This is a genomic window from Mesorhizobium sp. LNHC221B00 (assembly GCF_000502935.1).
In the GTDB taxonomy this organism is placed as follows: Bacteria; Pseudomonadota; Alphaproteobacteria; order Rhizobiales; family Rhizobiaceae; genus Mesorhizobium; species Mesorhizobium opportunistum.
Genome location: NZ_AYWR01000027.1, coordinates 25,232 through 44,396 on the forward strand (window position 1 = coordinate 25,232; position 19,165 = coordinate 44,396).

The 19,165-nt window shown below is 63.8% G+C and carries 13 protein-coding genes and 5 pseudogenes; 8 read left to right on the top strand and 10 right to left on the bottom strand.

The window, feature by feature from the left end; genetic code table 11:
• Positions 1-34: 34 nt before the first annotated feature.
• From X741_RS141065 to X741_RS141045, 6 genes and pseudogenes are all read left to right on the top strand, one after another.
• Positions 35-244, top strand: a pseudogene (locus X741_RS141065) (tyrosine-type recombinase/integrase); the annotation flags it as partial.
• Positions 245-247: 3 nt separating this feature from the next.
• Positions 248-439, top strand: a pseudogene (locus X741_RS1000000169065) (transposase zinc-binding domain-containing protein); the annotation flags it as partial.
• A gap of 148 nt (positions 440-587) precedes the next feature.
• Positions 588-1,820, top strand: coding sequence for a tyrosine-type recombinase/integrase (locus tag X741_RS141060; RefSeq protein ID WP_245272787.1), 1,233 nt, complete (start codon positions 588-590; stop codon positions 1,818-1,820).
• The gene (locus tag X741_RS141055) at positions 1,820-2,725 is read left to right on the top strand and encodes a tyrosine-type recombinase/integrase (RefSeq protein ID WP_023780114.1); all 906 of its coding nucleotides are present in this window, start codon (positions 1,820-1,822) and stop codon (positions 2,723-2,725) included. Before X741_RS141060 ends, X741_RS141055 begins: the two co-directional genes overlap by 1 nt.
• On the top strand, positions 2,722-3,711 hold the full coding sequence (locus tag X741_RS141050) for a tyrosine-type recombinase/integrase (RefSeq protein WP_023780115.1): 990 nt from the start codon (positions 2,722-2,724) through the stop codon (positions 3,709-3,711). The genes X741_RS141055 and X741_RS141050 overlap by 4 nt, the downstream gene beginning before the upstream one ends.
• Positions 3,712-3,815: 104 nt before the next feature.
• Positions 3,816-4,820 (top strand): annotated as a pseudogene (locus tag X741_RS141045) (IS91 family transposase); the annotation flags it as partial.
• Positions 4,821-5,207: 387 nt separating this feature from the next.
• On the opposite strand, the gene X741_RS141040 reads toward X741_RS141045, so the two are convergent.
• From X741_RS141040 to X741_RS141010, 8 genes and pseudogenes are all read right to left on the bottom strand, one after another.
• Positions 5,208-6,284 carry an ABC transporter ATP-binding protein gene (locus X741_RS141040; RefSeq protein WP_023780117.1) on the bottom strand — a complete coding sequence of 359 codons (1,077 nt, stop codon included), beginning with the start codon at positions 6,282-6,284 and terminating at the stop codon, positions 5,208-5,210.
• Positions 6,281-7,081 carry an ABC transporter permease gene (locus tag X741_RS141035; protein ID WP_023780118.1) on the bottom strand — a complete coding sequence of 267 codons (801 nt, stop codon included), beginning with the start codon at positions 7,079-7,081 and terminating at the stop codon, positions 6,281-6,283. The genes X741_RS141040 and X741_RS141035 overlap by 4 nt, the downstream gene beginning before the upstream one ends.
• Position 7,082: 1 nt before the next feature.
• Complete coding sequence (locus tag X741_RS141030; protein WP_023780119.1) at positions 7,083-7,943, bottom strand: ABC transporter permease; 861 nt, start codon at positions 7,941-7,943, stop codon at positions 7,083-7,085.
• A 59-nt stretch (positions 7,944-8,002) separates the two neighbouring features.
• Positions 8,003-9,007, bottom strand: a complete 1,005-nt coding sequence (locus X741_RS141025; protein ID WP_023780120.1) for an ABC transporter substrate-binding protein — start codon at positions 9,005-9,007, stop codon at positions 8,003-8,005.
• Between the two features lie 58 nt (positions 9,008-9,065).
• Positions 9,066-10,606: pseudogene (locus X741_RS01000000167200) on the bottom strand (aldehyde dehydrogenase).
• 10 nt (positions 10,607-10,616) lie between these two features.
• Positions 10,617-11,654: an LLM class flavin-dependent oxidoreductase gene (locus X741_RS141020; protein ID WP_023780123.1), complete on the bottom strand. Its 1,038-nt coding sequence runs from the start codon at positions 11,652-11,654 to the stop codon at positions 10,617-10,619.
• On the bottom strand, positions 11,651-13,450 hold the full coding sequence (locus tag X741_RS1000000171585) for an alpha/beta fold hydrolase (protein WP_023780124.1): 1,800 nt from the start codon (positions 13,448-13,450) through the stop codon (positions 11,651-11,653). Before X741_RS1000000171585 ends, X741_RS141020 begins: the two co-directional genes overlap by 4 nt.
• Positions 13,443-14,030 (bottom strand): amino acid synthesis family protein, encoded by a 588-nt coding sequence (locus tag X741_RS141010; protein WP_023780125.1) that lies wholly within the window; start codon positions 14,028-14,030, stop codon positions 13,443-13,445. The genes X741_RS1000000171585 and X741_RS141010 overlap by 8 nt, the downstream gene beginning before the upstream one ends.
• Positions 14,031-14,163: 133 nt before the next feature.
• Here X741_RS141010 and X741_RS141005 point away from each other — a divergent pair, with 133 nt between their 5' ends.
• Complete coding sequence (locus tag X741_RS141005; protein WP_023780126.1) at positions 14,164-14,835, top strand: GntR family transcriptional regulator; 672 nt, start codon at positions 14,164-14,166, stop codon at positions 14,833-14,835.
• 11 nt (positions 14,836-14,846) lie between these two features.
• On the opposite strand, the gene X741_RS141000 is transcribed toward X741_RS141005, so the two are convergent.
• Positions 14,847-15,803 carry an IS481 family transposase gene (locus tag X741_RS141000; RefSeq protein WP_031250500.1) on the bottom strand — a complete coding sequence of 319 codons (957 nt, stop codon included), beginning with the start codon at positions 15,801-15,803 and terminating at the stop codon, positions 14,847-14,849.
• A 358-nt stretch (positions 15,804-16,161) separates the two neighbouring features.
• Between X741_RS141000 and X741_RS140995 the strand changes: the two genes are divergently transcribed.
• Complete coding sequence (locus X741_RS140995; RefSeq protein ID WP_023780128.1) at positions 16,162-17,994, top strand: adenylate/guanylate cyclase domain-containing protein; 1,833 nt, start codon at positions 16,162-16,164, stop codon at positions 17,992-17,994.
• 21 nt (positions 17,995-18,015) lie between these two features.
• Here X741_RS140995 and X741_RS01000000167205 read toward each other — a convergent pair.
• A pseudogene (locus X741_RS01000000167205) lies at positions 18,016-19,026 on the bottom strand (IS256 family transposase); the annotation flags it as partial.
• Positions 19,027-19,165: the final 139 nt, after the last annotated feature.

Below are 19,165 nucleotides of genomic sequence, written 5' to 3' on the forward strand. Positions count from 1 at the left end.
TTGAACGAACCCGCTGCGCGGGAGGGCGCCTGGGGTGGGGCCGCACACGCTGCGTCACAGCTTCGCCACCCATCTGCTGGAGGACGGCACCGACATCCGCATCATCCAGGTCCTGCTCGGGCACGCCAAGCTCAACAACACCGCACTCTACGCGAAGGTGGCGACCCGGACGGTGCGTGCCGTGACGAGCCCGCTCGACAAGCTCGGGCTGTTCAAGCCAGGAGAGGGCTCGCCCGACATCTGAGCCGTGCGCGCCTCGATCGAGGTCGCCGACATCTTCCGTGCTGCCGGACCCGCCTATCGGGCCGCCCATGCAGGTCACCTGAGCCTCATCCAGCTCAAGGTCATGTCGGCGATCGAGTATTGCCGCACCGCAGCCCTTGGCGGTCACGTCGAGGCTTGCGAGGACTGCGGCCAATGGCGGATCGCCTACAACTCCTGCCTTATGGGCAAATCCAGTAATGGGGAGTTGGCGTGCCGACAACGGCATTTTTCGGTGAATTGTTCCGCTTTTTGTCTCCATAACCGCGCGGTCCTGCGCCTCCATCAGCTCGGCCACCAATGGCCGGTCAGAAACGGAGACGAACATGTTGGAGATTTACTTCTCGGCATCGAAGCTGCCGAGGCATTTGCGGAGCGGGCCAAGCGGACCATACCTTGACGGTTTCGCAGCCGCGCTCGAGCGGCAGGGCTATAGTGCCGGCACGGCCGCGCGATATTTGCGGGCGGCAGCGCACCTCGGCCATGTCGTGGCTCGGCAAGGGGCAATGCCCAGCGACATTGATCTGGCGGTGTTCAGCGAGCACTTGTGCGCTTGCCGATGTCCGCGCGCCATGGGCGGGCGTCGCAACCACCACACCATTTTTGGCGCCAGGCTCTTTCGCCAGCACCTTGTCGAAATTGGCGTTTGCCGGTCCGCCGCTGCCGCATTGCAGCGTGCCGAGCCGTGCCTGGTGGCTCACTTCAAAGTGTGGCTGCGCAAGCATCGCGGGGCGTCCGATCCCACCATCGAGCTCTACGCCCGCGACGCCGCCCACTTGATAGCGGCACTCGGGGACGATCCAGAGCGGTGGGAACCAGCCGCTATCCGCAGCTTTTTCCTGGACCGCGCGAGCCATTGCGGCAATGGAACCGTGGAGAAGCTGACGACCAGCCTGCGCGCGTTCTTGCGGTATCTTGCCGTCACAGGCCGCTGCCGAGCAGGTCTCGCCGATGTCGTTCCTGGCTTTGCCAGTTGGCGGCTTGCCGACTTGCCGCGATATCTAGCGGCGGAGCAGGTGAACCGGCTGATCGCGGCATGCGATGGCGAAGTCGTTGCGCGCCGGCGTGATCGTGCGATCGTCCTACTTTTGGTGCGCCTCGGGCTGCGGGCCGGCGACGTGGCGCAACTCCGCCTTGACGATATCGAGTGGGAGACGGGCTCGCTGCGGGTCTCGGGCAAGTCGCGCTATGAGGTGCGTCTGCCGCTGCCGCAAGATGTCGGGGATGCGATCGCCGACTACCTCGCGTGTCGCCCTTCGACCTGCCCGAGCGATCATGTGTTCCTCCGCAATATCGCGCCGTTTCGACCGTTCCGGAACGGTGACGGCATCTCGTCGCTGGTGAAACGCCTCATGCAGCGGGCCGGCATCGTGGCGCCAGTCAAGGGGGCGCACGTCCTGCGACACACGGCGGCGACCGAGATGCTGCGCCATGGCGTTCCGCTTGAGAAGATCGGGTTGGTCCTGCGGCACCGAGGCATCGACACGACTGCCCGTTACGCCAAGGCCGATGTCACGCTCCTGAAGCAAGTCGCGCAGCCCTGGCCGGAGGTTCTCTGATGTTGAAGGCCATCGAGACTTATCTGGCGCTCCGCCGTGCCACTGGATTCGCAATGCTGAATGCGGAATACTTGCTCAGGAGCTTTGCCGCCTTTGCGACCGAGCGCGGGCAAACGCAAGTCCACACGCAAACCGCAATCGATTGGGCGGCGCGGGGACCGTCTGTCGCGCAACGCGATGCTCGACTGAAAGCCGTCTGCCGCTTTGTGCGTCATGTCCGGGTTGAAGACGCCCGGCATGAGCTGCCGCCGGCTAATCACTTCGGTGCCCGCAAGACGCGGCGCTCGCCGCATATCTACCCAGCAGCGGAGATCGATCGCCTCATCGAGGCCGCCCTTCGGCTTCGACCCAAAGGCGGCTTGCGCTCACGGACCTATGCGACATTGATCGCACTGCTCTCAGCCACCGGATTGAGGATCTCCGAAACGCTGAAGTTGACGGTCGCCGACGTGACGCGCGACGGCCTGCTGATCCGCGAGACCAAGTTCCGGAAAACCCGCCTGGTGCCGCTGCACGACACAGCAGTAGCGGGCTTGAATGGCTATCTGGCGCATCGCCGGCCCTGTTCCGAGACTGATCCGGTGTTCGTTGACGCGCGTGGTCTGCCTCTGCGCTACATTGCTGTCAAAGAGACCTTCGACAGGCTGGTCGGCACGGCGGGTATCGTACCGGCGGCGAAGCGCCGCCCGCGTCTGCACGATTTGCGGCACACGTTTGCGGTGCGCGCGCTGCAAGGCAGTCCGACGGATCGAAGCCGAAGCGGCGCGCATATGGCGGCGCTTGCGACCTACATGGGTCACGTCAATATCTATGCGACCTACTGGTACCTGGAGGCCACCGCCGACCTCATTCGCGACGTCGCCGCGGCAGGTGAAGGGTTCATTACCGAAGGGAGGCAATCATGACGCCGATTGCTCCCCTCATCGAAGCGTTCCTCGATGAGACACTCGCCCGCCAGCGGGGCGTCAGTCGGCATACGCGCGACTCCTATTCCCTGAGCTTCCAATTGCTCTTCATGTTCGCTGCAAAGCGGCTGAAGGTCTCGCCATCGGCGCTGACGCTGGAGCAACTCGACGCCGGTCTCATCAGCGACTTCCTGGAGTATCTCGAGGATAAGCGCAAAAACGCGCCGGTGACGCGCAATGTTCGGCTGGCGGCCATCAAGTCCTTCTTCCGCTTCCTCGAATACAGGCAGCCGGCAGCCCTGGAGCATGTCCGCCGCGTCCTGGCGATCCCATTCAAGAAGACGGATCAGCGTCTGGTCCCCTATCTCCTGCGGGAGGAGCTGCAAGCGGTGCTCGACGCTCCGGATCCCGCCACGCGCGATGGCATCCGCGACCGGGCCATGCTGCATCTGGCGGTTTGTGCGGGTCTGCGCGTGTCCGAGCTGACGGGATTGAATCTCGAGGACATCGACCTGTCGTCGATGAGCATTCGTGTCCTGGGCAAGGGACGGCGGGAACGGACGCTTCCCTTGTGGAAGACCACGGCCGCAGCCCTGCGCGCCTGGCTCGCCGTTCGCGGGCGGGTTGCAGCACCCGAGGTGTTCGTCAATGCCCGGGGAGAGCCGCTGAGCCGATGGGGCTTCGCCTATCTGCTCAAACAGCATGCAGCGACTGCCGCTCGAGCGCATCCCGGCCTCAACAAGAAACGCATCTCGCCTCACGTGCTCAGGCACACATGCGCGATGATCATCCTGCAAGCAACGCAGGACATCCGTAAGGTGTCGCTTTGGTTGGGACACGCGACTCTGACGACCACTGAAATCTACACGCGTGGTGATCCGACAGAGAAGCTCGACGCCATGGAATCGATCGTTCCACCGCATCTGCGGCGCGGCGCGTTCCAGCCGTCCGACAGGCTGATCGCGCTCCTTAAGCGCCCTTCGTAATGGTGAGCCGGGTTGGCGGCGGCGGACACAAGAGCGCGATCAAGTCGCCGCCAACTCCCCATTACTGGATTTGCCCATAAGGCAGGTAATGGGCGTCGCCCATTACCTGCCGCAACCGGCACTGCCCGAAGTGCCAGGGCGCGGCGGCGCGGACATGGCTTACCGAGCGCGAGGCCGACCTGCTGCCAGTCGGATACTTCCATGTCGTGTTTACGCTGCCTGCCGAGGTCGGCGACATCGCCTTCCACAACAAGGCGCTCGTCTACGACCTTTTGTTCAAGGCGGCATCGGAGACGATGCTGACGATCGCCGCCGACCCAAGACACCTCGGCGCGCGCATCGGCATCACCGCCCTGCTCCACACCTGGGGATCGGCGATGACCCACCATCCGCATGTACACATGATCGTGCCGGGCGGTGGCATGGCACTGGGCGGAGGCCGATGGGTCTTCTCGCGGCCGGCCTTCCTGCTTCCGGTGCGCATGCTTGGCAAGCTGTTCCAACGGCTCTTCCTCACGCGGCTGCTCGCGCTGCACGACGCCGGGCAGCTCGGGTTCTTCGGGACCATGGCGCACCTCACCGAGCGACGCGCCTTCCTGCGCCACCTTGCTCCCGTTCGGGGGAAGCGATGGGTGGTCTATGCCAAGGCGCCGTTCGCCGGACCGGAGGCGGTGCTCGCCTATCTGTCGCGCTACACCCACCGGGTGGCGATCTCGAACCGCCGCCTGATCGCGTTCGACCAGGACGGCGTCACCTTCCGTTACAAGGACTATCGCCGCGACGGCGTTGATCGGCAGCAGGTCATGACGCTGGCGGCTGACGAGTTCATCCGCCGCTTCCTGCTCCATGTCCTGCCGCGCGGCTTCCATCGCATCCGGCACTACGGCCTGCTCGCCGGCTCCGCCCGCAAGGCCAGCCTTGCGCTCGCCCGCGAACTCCTGGATGTCACCGAGCTGCCCAGCCCCGGTGATCCCGCCGTACCGGAAGACTTCCGCCCGCCATGCCCTTGCTGCGGCGGGCGCATGATCATCATCGAGACGTTCGAGCGCTGGAGGCAGCCACGCGGTCCGCCCGATGCAACCGCGACGAACCGGGAGACAACTCCATGATCCGGCATGGCATGGTCGAACCTTCACCCGCAGGCGCCCCGCCTCCGGCAACGGACCCACGCGTGTCCATCGTCAATATCGCCGCCGACAGCGTCGCAACGAGCCTCGTGCCGGATCGGCTAAACCGCGCGGAGGCACAACGAAGCGCCCTTCCGCATCCATCCCGACGCCTCCCAGCAGCGGTCACGACATCGCCGACATCGGCCGCAGATCGAAATCCCCATAGCCATCGACTGTGCCCCGCGGGTTCCTTCCTCGGGGACTTTCGTACGCCTGGCGGCGCCCGAAACTCTTCACGGAAGCGGACTGACAGCTTCTAAGCACGCATTTTCACAAGCGGACTTTCTTTCGGCAACGGAATCGCCTTCAGAGGCGCAATCCCGGCCATCAGGCCGGGAACAGGAACGCCGAAGCGGGATCGAAAAAGATGCGCTGACCTGATGTGGCGGCGCTATCCGCTTCCTCTGCATCCGAGGTTGGCCTGACATCGATTTCGTCGCCGCTGGCCGTACGCGCCACGACGCGCCGGCGATCGCCGAAGAAGGCGGAATCGACGATCTCGACAGCGAGTGCCGCGCTTGTTGGCCCGGCCGTGAGGCGGAAGGCTTCCGGGCGAACCATCAGCCGGACCTTCTGGCCTTGGCCAAAGGACGTTGTCGTCTTGACGCCGGTCACGATCGAGCCGTCGGCCAGGCGGATCGTTGACGCCCCGCCCGCGGTTTGCAGATGCTCGGCCGGCAGGAAATTCGAGTTGCCGATGAAGCCGGCAACAAACTCGCTTGCCGGCCTGAGATAAAGATCCTCACCGGTGCCGATCTGTTCGATGCGGCCTTCCCTGAACAGGGCGATGCGATCCGAAAGATGCAGAGCCTCTTCCTGGTCGTGCGTGACATAGAGGATGGTGACGCCGGTCTCGCGGTGGATGCGGCGGATCTCGGCCTGGATCTCCTGGCGCAGCTTCTTGTCGAGCGCCGACAGGGGTTCGTCCATCAAGAGGATCGGCGGATCGTAGGCCAGCGCGCGGGCAAGCGCCACGCGCTGCTGCTGGCCGCCCGACAGCGCGCCCGGATGGCGGTCGGCGAAGTTTTCGAGGCGCACCAGCGCCAGCATGTCGGCGACCTTGCGCTTGATCTCGCCATCCGGTCGGCGGCGCACGCGCAGCGGAAAGGCGACATTTTCGGCGACACTCAGATGCGGAAATAGCGTGTAGCGCTGGAAGACCATGCCGATGTTGCGCTTGTGCGACGGCACCGAAAGCAGCGACCTGTCCTCCAGGAGCACATCGCCCGAACTCGGATCCTGGAAACCGGCGATGGCGTAGAGCGTCGTCGACTTACCGGAACCCGACGGGCCGAGGAACGTCAGGAACTCCCCCTTGGGCACATCGATGGTGACGTCATGGACGGCGACGAAGGCGCCGAACGTCTTTCTCACCGCGCGTATGGACAGGAATGGCCGGGTCATCTGGACAATTTCCTGCGAAGGAGTGCGGTCACGATCATCAGGCACAAGGTCAGGCCGACAAGCAGGCTGGAGGCGGCGGCGACGACCGGGCTGAGGTCGGCTCGCAGGCTGCCCCAGATCTTGACCGGCAAGGTCTGCAAGGTCGGGCTTGCCATGAAGATCGCCACCACGACCTCGTCCCATGAGGCCAGGAAAGAGAAGATCGCTGCGGAGAAGATGCCGATCCTGATCGACGGCAAGGTGATCCTCAACCGTGCCTGCAGCGGACTGGCGCCGCAGATTATGGCCGCGTCCTCGATGGATTTGTCGAAACCCTCTAGCGCCGCAGTGATCGGGATAATGGCGAAAGGCAGCGCCAGGATGGTGTGGGCGATGACGAAGCCGACCGTGGTGCCGGCAAGGCCGATGCGCAGGAAGAAGGCGTAGATGGCGATGGCGAACACGACGACCGGCAGCACCATCGGCATCAACAGCAAGCCGCGCAGGACCTGGCGTCCGCGAAACTCACCCCTGACCAGGCTGAAGGAGGCGAACAGGCCGATGACGACGGCGAGGATGGCGGCCATGGCGGCAATCCGGGCACTGGTCAGCGCGGCATCGATCCAGGTCGGATCAGCCAGCAACTGCTGGTACCATTTCAGCGTCCAGCCGGGCGGCGGGAAGGCCAGCCAGCGCGACGAGCCGAACGACAGGAGCACGATGAAGACCACCGGCAGCAACAGGAAAGCCGTGACTGCCGCCGTGAAGCCGACAAGTGCCACGCGCAGCCATCCGAGCCGGTCATAGTCGAGCAGCATGTCAGAGCCCTCCGCCGGCGCGCCTGGCGCCGACCAGGCGAAGCTGGATTGCGTAGATCGCCATGGTGACGACAAGCAGGACGAAGGCGGCCGCACTTCCAAGCCCCCAGTTGAGCAGCGACTGCACCGTCTGGGCGATCATCTCGGCCAGCATCATGTTCGATGTGCCGCCAAGCAGGGCAGGCGTGACGAAGTAGCCAAGCGACATGACGAAGACCATCAGCCCTCCGGCGGCGATGCCGGGAAGCGACAGCGGCAAAAGGATGCGGCGGAAGGCCTCGAACGGGCCTGCGCCGCAAAGGGCGGCCGCGCGCAGCGTCATAGGGTCGATGGCGCGTAAAGTGCCGACCAGCGGCAGGATCATGAAGGGCAGCATGATGTAGACCATGCCGATGGTGACCCCGGCGAGGTTGTTGATGAGCGGCAGCGGCTCGGGGATGATGCCCAACCCCATCAGCGCCCTGTTGATCACGCCGGTGCGTTGCAGCAGCACCATCCACGCATAGGTGCGGGTGAGAAGGTTCGTCCACATCGACAGAATGATGATGCCGAAGACGATCGAGCCCAAGGCCGGCGGCATGATCGCCAGCATCCAGGCAACAGGGAATGCCACCAGGATGGTAACGGCTGTGACGACCGATGCGACCAGGAAGGTGTTGAGGAACACCCGCACATAGGTGTCGCTGCCGAACAGCGCCGCGTAGTTCTGTATGCCGGGTTCGGGATCGGTGACGCTGCGCAGCAGCAGGGCAACCACCGGCACGATGAAGAACAGGCCAACCAGAAGCAGGGCCGGCAAGGCGCTGCCGCTGCCGGCTGGCAGGCCGGCAACCGAGCTGCGTCTGAAAGAACTTCCCTGCATCGAGCGGTCCTGTCTCGAAACGGGGCGCGCAAGCCGCGCCCCGTCGGTCTGCAACGGTGTTACTTGGTCTGCCAGGCATACCAGCGCGTGGCGATCTCGTCGCGATGCTCGGCCCAGTAGTTCATGTCGAGGTTGATCTGGCCGTCGACATGGGCATCAGGCAGGGCCTTGACGGCATCGGCGGGCATCTCCGCCTTGGCCTTGGTGTTGATGGGCGCATAGCCGCTTGCCTCGGCGAATTTCGCCTGGCCGGTCGGGCTGGTGGCGGCGGCGAGAAACTTCATCGCGCTGTCCTTGTTCTTGGCGCCCTTCGGCACGACGAGCACGTCGGCGGCGGTGAGGTTCTGCTTCCAGGCGACGCCGACATCGGTGCCATCCTGCTGGAGGGCGAAGACACGCCCGTTCCACAACTGACCGAAGGCAGCCTCGCCGGAGGCAATCAGCTGCTGTGATTCAGCGCCGCCGCCCCACCAGACGATATCGGATTTGATGGTGTCGAGTTTCTTGAAGGCACGGTCGAGATCAAGCGGGTAAAGCTTGTCCGCCGGCACGCCGTCGGCCAGCAAAGCGATCTCGATGACGCCCGGCGCCGACCATTTGTAGAAGGTCCGCTTTCCGGGAAACTTCTTGGTGTCGAACATGTCGGCCCAGCCGGTCGGTTCGCCCGAGACGGCGCCCTTGTTCCAGGCGAGCACGAAGGAGTAGTAGAAGCTGCCGACGGCATGCTCATTGCTGAAACGCGGGTCAAGATCGGCCTTGGGCACGACCGCATAGTCGATCGGCTCCAGCAGCCCGTCCTTGCCGGCCTTTATGGCGAAATCCATTTCCACGTCGACGACATCCCAGGTGACATTGCCGGCGTCGACCATGGCCTTGAGCTTGCCATAGTCGGTTGGTCCGTCCTGCAGCACCTTGATGCCGGAACTGGCTTCGAAGGGGGCTGCCCAGGATTTGGTCTGCGCTTCCTGCGTAGTGCCGCCCCAGCTGGTGAACGCCATCTCGTCGGCCTTGGCGGCGGTTGCCGTGAGTAGCCCGGCCAGCAGGCCGGTCAAAATCAGTTTCATGTCATTCTCCTCTGTTGGTCTGTTCTTGTTTTTCTCAGTGCACCCTGTCCCGCGGTTCTCAGCGCATGACGAAGGGATCGGGGATCGGCTCGTCCGAGGTGTTGATCCAGACGGATTTCGAGCGTGTGTAATCTCTGATGGTGTCGAGCCCACCCTCGCGGCCGAGCCCCGACAGGCCGTAGCCGCCGAAGGGAACGAGCGGCGATACGACGCGATAGGTGTTGACCCAGACGACGCCGGCACGGATGTCGCGCGCCATGCGGTGCGCCCTAGCGAGATTGCTGGTGAACACGCCCGAAGCGAGGCCGAAGGGCGTGTCGTTGGCGAGCGCTAGCGCCTGCGCTTCGGTGTCGAAGGCAAGCACGCTGAGCACCGGTCCGAACAGCTCCTCGCGCACGCAGGGCAGGTCGCTGCCGCCGGCATCGATGATGGTCGGTGCGTAATAGAAGCCGCTGCCGGCTGGCCGTGTTCCGCCGGTGACCAGCATGCCGCCCGCGGCAAGGCTTTCCGCGACAACCTTCTCGATCCAGTCGCGCTGACGCAGCGTGGCCAGCGGACCCATTTCGGTCGCCGGATCCTGCGGATCGCCGATGCGGATCGCCTCGGCCTTGCGCTTCAGGCGGGCGAGGAATTCATCCTTGACCGAACGCTCGACCAGCAGCCGCGAGCCGGCGACGCAGCTCTGGCCAGTCGCGGCGAAAATGCCGGCGACCACCGCATTGGCGGCGCTNGCCGCGAGCCGGCGACGCAGCTCTGGCCAGTCGCGGCGAAAATGCCGGCGACCACCGCATTGGCGGCGCTGTCGAGATCGGCGTCGGCGAAGACGACGACCGGGCTTTTGCCGCCGAGTTCCAGAGTGGTGTAAGCGAGGTTCTCTGCTGTGTTCCTGACGATGGCGCGCGCCGTCGACGGACCGCCGGTGAAGGCGACGCGCGAAACCAGCGGATGGCTGGTGAGGCGCCGGCCGCACTCATGGCCAAAGCCGGTGAGGATGTTGACGACGCCTGGGGGAAAGCCGGCCTCAAGAACCAGTTCGGCAAAGGCGAGCAACGGCGCCGGTCCGTCCTCGGAGGCCTTGAGCACGATGGTGCAGCCGGCAGCAAGCGCCGGGCCGAGCTTGACGGCCGAGAGGAAGAGCTGCGAGTTCCAGGGCACCACCGCGGCAACGACGCCGATCGGTTCGCGGCGGATGGTGACGTCGAGATCCGGCTTGTCGATCGGCACATGCGCGCCTTCGTGCTTGTCTGCGAGCCCGCCATAAAAGCGGTAGTAGTCGCCGACATAGGCGATCTGGGCACGGGTTTCGCGGATGATCTTGCCGGTGTCGCGTGTCTCGAGCTCGGCCAGGCGTGCTGCATTGGCGGCGACGAGGTCGCCGAGCTTGACCAGCAACTTGCCACGCGCGGTCGCCGTCATCCTTCGCCATGGGTCTGAGCGCAATGCGCGGTGCGCCGCCTCGACGGCACGGTCGACATCGGCTTCGCTCGCCGCCGGCATCTTCGCCCAGGCCGCCCCGGTCGACGGGTCGACACTGTTGAAAGTGACGGACGGCTCGTCGAAGCGGCCGTCGATGAAATTCCTGAAGAGGGCGTCGGTCATGGGCTCGCGATCAGAGGAAGGCCGGCATCACCCGGTCGATGAACAGTTGCAGCGATTTCATTTTGCGCTCGTGCGAAAGGCCGCTGTCGATCCAGATCGAGTACTGGTCGTAGCCGAGCGCCTCATAGGCCTTCAGCCGGGCGATGACCTCATCGGCTTCGCCGATCACCAGGTTCTGCCTGATCTTGTCGGGCGCGTATTGCGGCATGGCCGCGATCTCGTCCGCCGTCAGCGGTTCCAATATCCCTTGATGCACCGGCTTCTTGTTTTGGAACCAGGCGCCGAACTGGCAATAGAAAGTCGACAGGTCTTGTGTGAGGCGATCGGCGTCGGCCGCGTCCTCGGCGACGAATGTGTGCATCAAAAGCATGATTTCCGGCCGTTCGATCTCGGGATGCGCGGCGCAGGCGGCGTTGAAGCGCTGCATCAGGCTCGTCACCTCGTCATCGCCGGAAGCCAGCGGCGTCACCTGGACCTTGCAGCCATTGGCGACGGCGAAATCGTGCGAATTCGGGTCGCGGGCCGCCACCCAGATTGGCGGGTAGGGTTTCTGCAGCGGCTTGGGCGAGGAGGTGGTGGCGGGGAATTGCCAGAACTCGCCGGAGAGTTCGAAGTCGCCGTCCCAGAGGCCGCGGATCGCCGGTATGATCTCGCGCATGCGCTGGCCGGCGCCCCAGGCGTCGAGGCCTGGAAAGATGCGCTGATATTCATAACTGTAGGCGCCGCGCGCGACGCCGATATCGAGCCGGCCGCCGCTGATGACGTCGGCCATCGCCGCTTCGCCGGCAAGCTTGATCGGATGCCAGAAGGGCGCGATCACGGTTCCAGTGCCGAGGCGGATGCGGCTGGTTTTGGCCGCGAGATAGGCGATGTTGATGAAGGGATTGGGCGAGATGGTGAATTCCATGCCGTGATGCTCGCCGATCCAGGCGGTCTCGAACCCTGCCTGTTCGGCCATCAGGACCAGTTCCTCGAGCTCGGTCACAAGCTCGGAATGCGGCTTGGCCAGGTCCGACCGTTCCATATGCACGAAGAGCGAGAATTTCATCCGTGGTCACCTGTATTGACGGCGGAAGCACCGGCTGTGGCGAGCGGCCGGACCTCACCTTCGACATCGTTGCCGACATAAACGCCGAAGGCGTCCACCGAGCATTCCCTGACATAGCGCGCGAGCATCGAGCGGATCGCCGGATCGGCGATCTTCAATCCTTCGATCGCGTCGATCTCGATCAGCCGGATGCCGCGATCGCTGGAAGCGGGCACGTCGAACGTGCCACGATAGTAGACATGTGTGCGCGAAACGGTTCCGGCGTCGTCCCAGACGGCGAACAGGAAGCCGAGCTGGGCCTCGATGGCCGTTGCCGCAAGCAGTCCTCGCAGACTATTGGCATCGCCTGCCGAACCCAACCCTCGGCCGCGCGGCAGTTCAAAACCGTCCGTCGTTTCCACGAACAGGATCCGGCCACCATTTTCGAGGATGGCGCCGACATCGGTGCCGGGCTGGGTGGCGGCCAGCGCGTCCTGGCTGAGGCCGGGTGCAACATAGGCGCCGCGGCAATAGCCGAGCGGCTGCGCGGAATTGTGCTCGAAATCACGGACGCGGCCGATGAGGATCGAATGATCGCCGGCCTCGACCAGCCGCTCCATGTCGCAGTCGAAGGACGCGACGGAGCCGTCCAAAACGGGACTGCCGGTCCTTCCCGGCCGCCATGCTACGGCGGCGAACTTGTCGGCGGCTTTCGAGGCGAAGATGCCGGACGCTGCCTTCTGGCCCTCGTTGAGGATGTTGATGGCGAAGCTTTTCGATGTCGCGAAGACAGGATGGCCTAATGCCTTGTGGGCGATGCAGACCAGCACTAGGGGTGGATCGAGCGACACCGAGGTGAAGGAGTTGGCGGTGAAGCCGCGCGGCTCGCCTCCAGGTCCGATCGTGGTGACGATGGTAACGCCGGTAAGGAAGGATCCCAGCGCACGGCGGAACTCGCCGATATCGAACCCTGTATTCGCCTCCGCGGTGCTGTTTTGCCTGGCCGCTTCGTCCTCCGCGAGGAAGTCAACGATATGGCGCGTGGTTAGGTCCGGTGCCGCGACCGCCATCATGTGCTTCTCGCCCGGCAGCACCGTGCAGCGGCCATGTGGCGCCAGGTGTGCCATCGCGGCCGACATTGCCGGCGAAGAGTTCCTGTCCTCGGAGCCGGTCATGAAAAGGGCCGGCACAGCCAGCATTGGCAGGCGGTCAGCATGATCGCCGTCGGCACGAGCGAACAGGCGATAGGTGCGGGCATAGCCTTCCGGGTCGACCGCGCTCAGTGCGGATGCCGTCTTCTGCGCTGCCGCCTCCAACTCGGCCGGCATCGGATCGCCGAACCAGCGCGCGATGGTCTGCGCCGTGCCGGCCGTATCGTTGCGGCCGTTGAGCGCTACCGCGCGCTGGCGAACGGCTTCGGCCAGTTCAGGTGGACGCCGGAACACGGCATTCAGGGAAACGATGCGGCTGACCCTCTCCGGTGCGCGCAGCGCGAGCTCCTGGGCAACGAGCGCACCCATCGAGTGGCCGACGACGGACACCTTGTCGATGCCGAGATGGTCGAGCAGGCGAATAGTTTGGTCGGCGTAGTCGGCGAGTTCCGGGTGTTGCGGCGGCAACGGCGAAAGGCCATGGCCGAGCATGTCGATGGCGATGACGTCGAAGCTATCGGCCATGCGTTCGAACTGCGGCTGCCAGATCGCGGCGTTCATGCCGACGCCGTGGATGAACAGCACCGGCGTGCCAGCGCCGGCACGGATGAAGCCGGTGCCCTCGGAAGTTGTGCCCTGTCGCGCCCATGCGGAAGCGTCAGCCATGCACGTCCCCAAGCTCCTTGAGGTCCTGATAGCGATCGCCGATACGATGATGCGGGCGACCGCCGATCGACGCGCCAAGCGCCACCACCAGTTCGTCCGGCGCCGGCGCATCGCCGATCTGGAAATGCACGGTCAGGTAATGCGAGCGCCGTCCTTCGTCATTCTTGTCCATCAGTGGGATCATGATCGGCGTGTTCGGCCCGCCGCGCAGGTTGGTGAAGGCAAGATATGTCTTGGCGCCGACGGCGCGGCGATAATGATTGCCGAAATGCAGCGTGTGGATCAGCGCCGACGCATGCTCGATCTCGCCCGACGTGCCGCAAATGGCCGCCTTGCCGTAACCCTCGATCGCGTCGCCGGAACCGGCGACGGCAATGATCTCGCGGGTCAGGGTCTCTCCGAGCACAGGCGCACAGGCGCGGATCTCGGGCGAGAGATCGTCGGTGAAGCCGCGTCCCGCCCAGGGATTGGTCAGCACCGCGGCTACGCCGATAAGGCGCAGCGGCCGGGGGGCGGCCTTGCCGCCTTCGATCAGCGTGTTCTCGGTATAGGTCACGATCTTACGAATGGCGGGCTGCATGGAATCCTCGGGTCGGCGATGCCAGGGACCGTCTGATCCCTGTATCATCTTATGGTATACCATGCTATGGAGCGCCAAGTACCTTGTCAACCGGGCATGGAATCTGTTTTCGTGGCGGTGCAGGAGGCAAGACATGCCAAACGACACCCTTCGCATCGACCGCAGCGCCAAGACCTTGAGGACGCTGGCGCTGGAGCGCATGCGCGAAGCCATCATGGATTTCCACTTCCAACCTGGCGAAAGGCTGGTCGAACGGCCGCTTTGCGACCAGCTTGGCGTCAGCCGTTCCGTCGTGCGCGAGGTGCTGCGGCAACTGGAGGCCGAGGGGCTCGTGCAGATGATCCCTGGGCACGGGCCGGCCGTAGCCAGGCCGGATCTCGGCCGCACCGACGAGATCTACGAGTTGAGGGCACTGCTTGAAGGCATTGCGGCACGCGCCTGCGCCCTGTCGGCCACCGGCGAGCAACTGGCAACGCTCGAACGCGCGCTGGCGGACCTGTTCGAGGCATGGGCGTCGGCGGCGCCGCCGGCAGTGATGCGGGCGACGACGAAATTCTACGAAACGCTGTTCGAGGCCGCGGACAAACGTGTTGCCTGGGAAATCGTCAGCGGGCTGAATGTCCGCATCAACCAGCTCCGCTCGATGACCATCGCCTCGGCCAACCGGCGCGAGCCGGCGATCGCTGAGATGAACGAGATCATGGATGCGATCCGCGCGCGCAAGCCCGAAGAGGCGGAAGCGGCGGCACGGCGACATGTCGAATCGGCTTGGCAGATCGCTCGAGATAAACTTCGCCTAGTCTAATCCGCGTGCGTCTAGCTGTGGAGCCTCAACAGGTTGTCCTCGGTTAGAGCGAGGCGACTGATAGGTGTTTTGGACTTTAGGCTGCCGTGTGGACGATGCCAATTGTATCTGTGCAGCCAGACCGGCAACTCTGCGGCACGGTGATCTGAAGTCGGATAGGCGATGGCATAGGCCCATTCGCGCAATGCTGTCTGGATGAAGCGCTCGGCCTTGCCATTGGTCTTCGGCGTATAGGGCCTTGTCCTGACATGCTTGAGGCCGAGCTCGCGGCAGGCCTTGGCGAAGGCCTTCGATTTGTAGCAGGAGCCGTTGTCGGTCATGACGCGGGCTATCGCGACGCCGAGGCTGGCGTAGTAGGCGACCGCAGCCTTGAGGAAGGCGACGGCGCTTTCTTTTTTCTCGTCGGGCAGGATCTGTGAGAAGGCGATGCGGGAAGCGTCGTCGATGCAGACATGGACGAACTCCCAACTGCTGCCGCGCGAGCTGGCATTGCCGGTGCGCTTGCCGGTAATGCGATGACCGATGCGCTCGAAACGACCGAGCTTCTTGATGTCGATATGGATCATTTCGCCAGGATGCTCGCGCTCGTAGCGTCGGATCGGCTCGGCCGGTTCGATATCCCTGAGCCGCGACAGTCCGGCACGCTTGAGAACGCGGCTAACGGTGGCGGGCGAGACGCCGACCTCATGGGCGATGTGCTTGCCGGTCCAACGTTGCCGCCGCAGCGCCATGATGCGCTCGGCGATCAACGCAGCGGTGGCCTGTGGCATATGGTCGGGCCGCGAGGAACGGTCGATCATGCCGGCCCGCCCTTCGGACTTGTAGCGCTCGACCCAGCGCGCCACGATCTTGGCCGACACGCCGTAGACACGCGCCGCATGGGCTTTGGAGAAAGCGCCTTCTATCACCGCCAGCGCCATCTCCTCTCGACGTAGCGGCGTGAGACGGGCATTCTTGTGGTTGTTCATTCGGACCCTCCGGTGAGAAGCCTGGTAACTCCAGTCTCCCCGGTCCGGTCCGAATGGACAACCTCCCGAAAGCTCACATCTAGCTATCCAACCTTCCAGGCGCTTTGCCGAAATGTCTGCTTCCGGGCAACCGCAGAATCGACCTCTACGACCGACATCAGGCGCATTGCCGGCCGGCAGCTTTGGGGCCGGATTCGGAAGGTCGGCTTATGGCGCCCGAAGTACGATAGCGGACGTTCGGCGCGGTGCGACGAAGGTCTGAACCCACCCAATAGCAGCCAAAGGGCGCGATAGACTCCACGCCTGAGGGCCCATACAATCCACACGATTTCCTTCGCTCTAGGTCAGCGTATTGCTAATGGCCGAAGAACGCAATCAGCGTCGCCTAGCCGCCATCCTCGCGGCCGATGTGGTTGGCTACTCCAAGCTCATGGGTCTCGACGAGAGCGGGACCCTGTCGGCCTTCAAGGCGCATCGCCACGAACTGGTGGACGCTAAGATCGCTGAGCATCAGGGCAGGATCGTCAAGCTGACCGGCGACGGCTTGCTGGTAGAGTTCCCCAGTGTGGTAAATGCGGTGGCCTGCGCCGCCGACATCCAGCATAAGATGCGCGAGCGTAATGCCGACGTGCCGGCGGACAGGCGCATCGAGTTCCGCATCGGGATCAACCTCGGAGATATCATCATCGACGATGACGACATTTTCGGCGATGGCGTCAACATTGCGGCTCGGATCGAGAGCATCGCCAGGCCGGGCGGCGTTGCCGTATCCGGCTCTGTCCGGGACAGTCTCGGCAACAGGCTCGCCCTTACCTTTGAAGACACGGGCGAGCAGACGCTCAAGAACATCGAGCGGCCGGTGCGCGTCTACAATGTCAACCTCTTTCCCGACGCGCCGTTCCTGCAACCGGTCGGAGTGGAGTCGGTCGCCAATGAAAAACCGTCGATCGCCGTGCTGCCCTTCAACAACATGAGCGGCGATCCGGAACAGGAGTATTTCTCGGACGGCATCACCGAGGACGTCATCACGGAACTGTCGCGCTTCCATTCACTGCTGGTGATCGCACGCCATTCGTCCTTTGCATTCAAGGGCCAGGCGATCGAAGTAAAGGAGTTCGGCCGCAAGATGGGCGCGCGTTACGTCGTCGAGGGGAGCGTGCGGAAATCGGGTAACAGAATCCGCGTCACGTCACAGCTGGTGGACGCGGTCACCGGCAGTCACGTTTGGGCCGAGCGTTATGACCGCGACCTGCTAGATCTGTTTGGCATCCAGGACGAGTTGGCTAGCGCGGTCGCCTCCACGGTTGGCGGTCGGGTCGAGGCGGCTTGGCGTGAACGCGCGGTCAGACTCAGTCCGAGTGCGCTCAAGGCCTATGACCTTGTCTTGCGCGCCAGGGCATTCGTCATGAAGTTCACCAGAAGTGACACCGAAGAGGCCCGGATGCTGACGCGCCATGCGATTGAAATCGACCCCACCAGCTCTCAGGCCCACGCCTACTACGCATATTGTTGTTTTGTGACCCAAATGGCCCACTGGTCGGAGGATCGCGATCGACTGCGTAATGAGGCCATTGAATTTGCGAAGCGGGCGGTCACGCTCGATGACGCCGACAATAACGCTCGCTGGATCCTTGGAATGGTGCACAACGCCAGGGGAGAATACGAGGAGGCGCGGTTTCATCTCGAAAAGGCCGTTCAAAATAATCCGAATGACACGGAAGCGAGGGGTTACTACGCGTATTTCCTTCACACCGTCGGACAACCCGAGGCCGCAATCGAACAGTTCGAACTGTCGAAGCGGCAGAACCCGTACGATTTCACCTGGTTCCCATGGGGCAAAGGCTGGGCATATTTCACCGCCCGCCGGTATGGTGACGCCATTGCTTCATTGAAGTCGATTCCGGAACCGATCAATGAAGTTCGAGGGATTTTGGCGGCAAGCTATGCTTATGCCGGACGTTTGGCCGAAGCGAAAGCGATGCTGGAAGAATTTCTACGGGTTGCCGAGGACGACATGGCGGCATTCCCGGGCCGCCGGCTCAAGGATTGGGATGAGTTCTGGCGGGGTGCGGCTTGGTACCAGCATCAGGAAGATCACGACCATCTGATGGACGGCCTTGGCAAGGCGGGGTTGCTCGAAAGACGAACAAAACACGGCCAGATGCCTCGACGAAATGGTCAAGTGTCGTAGCGTCGCGGCTGCGTCGTCGTCCTCGAGCATGTTGGTGGACTTGGGATCCTTGTGGTGCTGGCGCGGCAACCGGAAGAAAGTCAGCGTCTGCTCTATGGCTTCTTCCGCCCAGGTGGTCAGGCGCGGATAGCGAGTCGACCATTTGGCGAGCCATGCGGCGAGATCGGCCCTGACCTCAGCGAGATCGCACTGGTCGTAGAGCCAGCGCAACTTCTGCAGTCAGTCGTCGCCGTGCTTGCGCGGCAGGTGATCGAGCGCGTTCCTGAGGAAGTGCACGTAGCAGCGTTGCCAGGCTGCTTCCGGGATCACCTCGCCGATCGCCGCGACCAGGCCGGCGTGGTCGTCGGACACGACCAATTCGACGCCCTTGAGGCCGCGTGCCTTCAGTGAGACGAGGAAGTCCCTCCAGGCCGAACGGTTCTCGCGATTTGCCATCTCCACGGCCAGGATCTGGCGCCGGCGTCCCAGTCGATGCCAACCGCGATCAGCACCGCCTGGCTCGTGACGACGCCGGCTTCACGCACCTTCTCATAGCGCGCGTCGAGGATGAGGTAAGGAAACGGCTCTTGAAGGGGGCGTTCGGCAAACGCCTTCAAGCTCTCGTCCAAGCGCTTGTTGATGGCCGAGATCGACGAGGCCGAGAACGCATGACCGCACAGCTCTTCCGTGATCGCCTTGACCTTGCGGGTCGACACGCCCTGTACATACATCTCCGCAAGCGTCGCAACCAAGGCCCCCTCCGAACGCTGGTACCGCTCGAACAGCTCGGTGCAGAAGTGACCCGCCCGGTCCTGTGGAACCCGCAGCTCAAGCTTGCCCACCCCGGTGACCAGGGTGCGGCCGTAGTAATCCGAGCGATACCCAAGGCGCTCAGGCGTGCGTTTCGCCCTTCGAAGCACCCAGCGCCTCCTCCATCTCCGCCTCGAGAACCTCCTGCATTACCGCACGGATCACTTCGTGCAGCCCCTCCGGGTTCGAAAGCAGAATGTCTTTGACGGCAGCGCTGGTCGATTTACCCTCTGTCTTGGTCATGGTGGCGTTCCTTCCAAGGAATCGGTGACGTTGAACATCACCAGCCTGCCATGACCGCCCTCTCTCAGCGAATTTGCAGAACTCTCAGCACACTACCCGCCACCGTGTCTGGCGCCGGCCCGATTCCCTGGCGAATGGA

Bases quoted from the DNA above. Each gene is read 5' to 3' on its own strand.
- X741_RS141055 (WP_023780114.1), top strand. From the start codon at position 1,820: ATGTTGAAGGCCATCGAGACTTATCTGGCGCTCCGCCGTGCCACTGGA.
- X741_RS141010 (WP_023780125.1), bottom strand. From the start codon at position 14,030: ATGCAGCCCGCCATTCGTAAGATCGTGACCTATACCGAGAACACGCTG.
- X741_RS141005 (WP_023780126.1), top strand. From the start codon at position 14,164: ATGCCAAACGACACCCTTCGCATCGACCGCAGCGCCAAGACCTTGAGG.
- X741_RS140995 (WP_023780128.1), top strand. From the start codon at position 16,162: ATGGCCGAAGAACGCAATCAGCGTCGCCTAGCCGCCATCCTCGCGGCC.
- X741_RS1000000171585 (WP_023780124.1), bottom strand. From the start codon at position 13,450: ATGGCTGACGCTTCCGCATGGGCGCGACAGGGCACAACTTCCGAGGGC.
- X741_RS141030 (WP_023780119.1), bottom strand. From the start codon at position 7,943: ATGCAGGGAAGTTCTTTCAGACGCAGCTCGGTTGCCGGCCTGCCAGCC.
- X741_RS141040 (WP_023780117.1), bottom strand. From the start codon at position 6,284: ATGACCCGGCCATTCCTGTCCATACGCGCGGTGAGAAAGACGTTCGGC.
- X741_RS141020 (WP_023780123.1), bottom strand. From the start codon at position 11,654: ATGAAATTCTCGCTCTTCGTGCATATGGAACGGTCGGACCTGGCCAAG.
- X741_RS141050 (WP_023780115.1), top strand. From the start codon at position 2,722: ATGACGCCGATTGCTCCCCTCATCGAAGCGTTCCTCGATGAGACACTC.
- X741_RS141035 (WP_023780118.1), bottom strand. From the start codon at position 7,081: ATGCTGCTCGACTATGACCGGCTCGGATGGCTGCGCGTGGCACTTGTC.
- X741_RS141025 (WP_023780120.1), bottom strand. From the start codon at position 9,007: ATGAAACTGATTTTGACCGGCCTGCTGGCCGGGCTACTCACGGCAACC.
- X741_RS141000 (WP_031250500.1), bottom strand. From the start codon at position 15,803: ATGAACAACCACAAGAATGCCCGTCTCACGCCGCTACGTCGAGAGGAG.
- X741_RS141060 (WP_245272787.1), top strand. From the start codon at position 588: ATGTTGGAGATTTACTTCTCGGCATCGAAGCTGCCGAGGCATTTGCGG.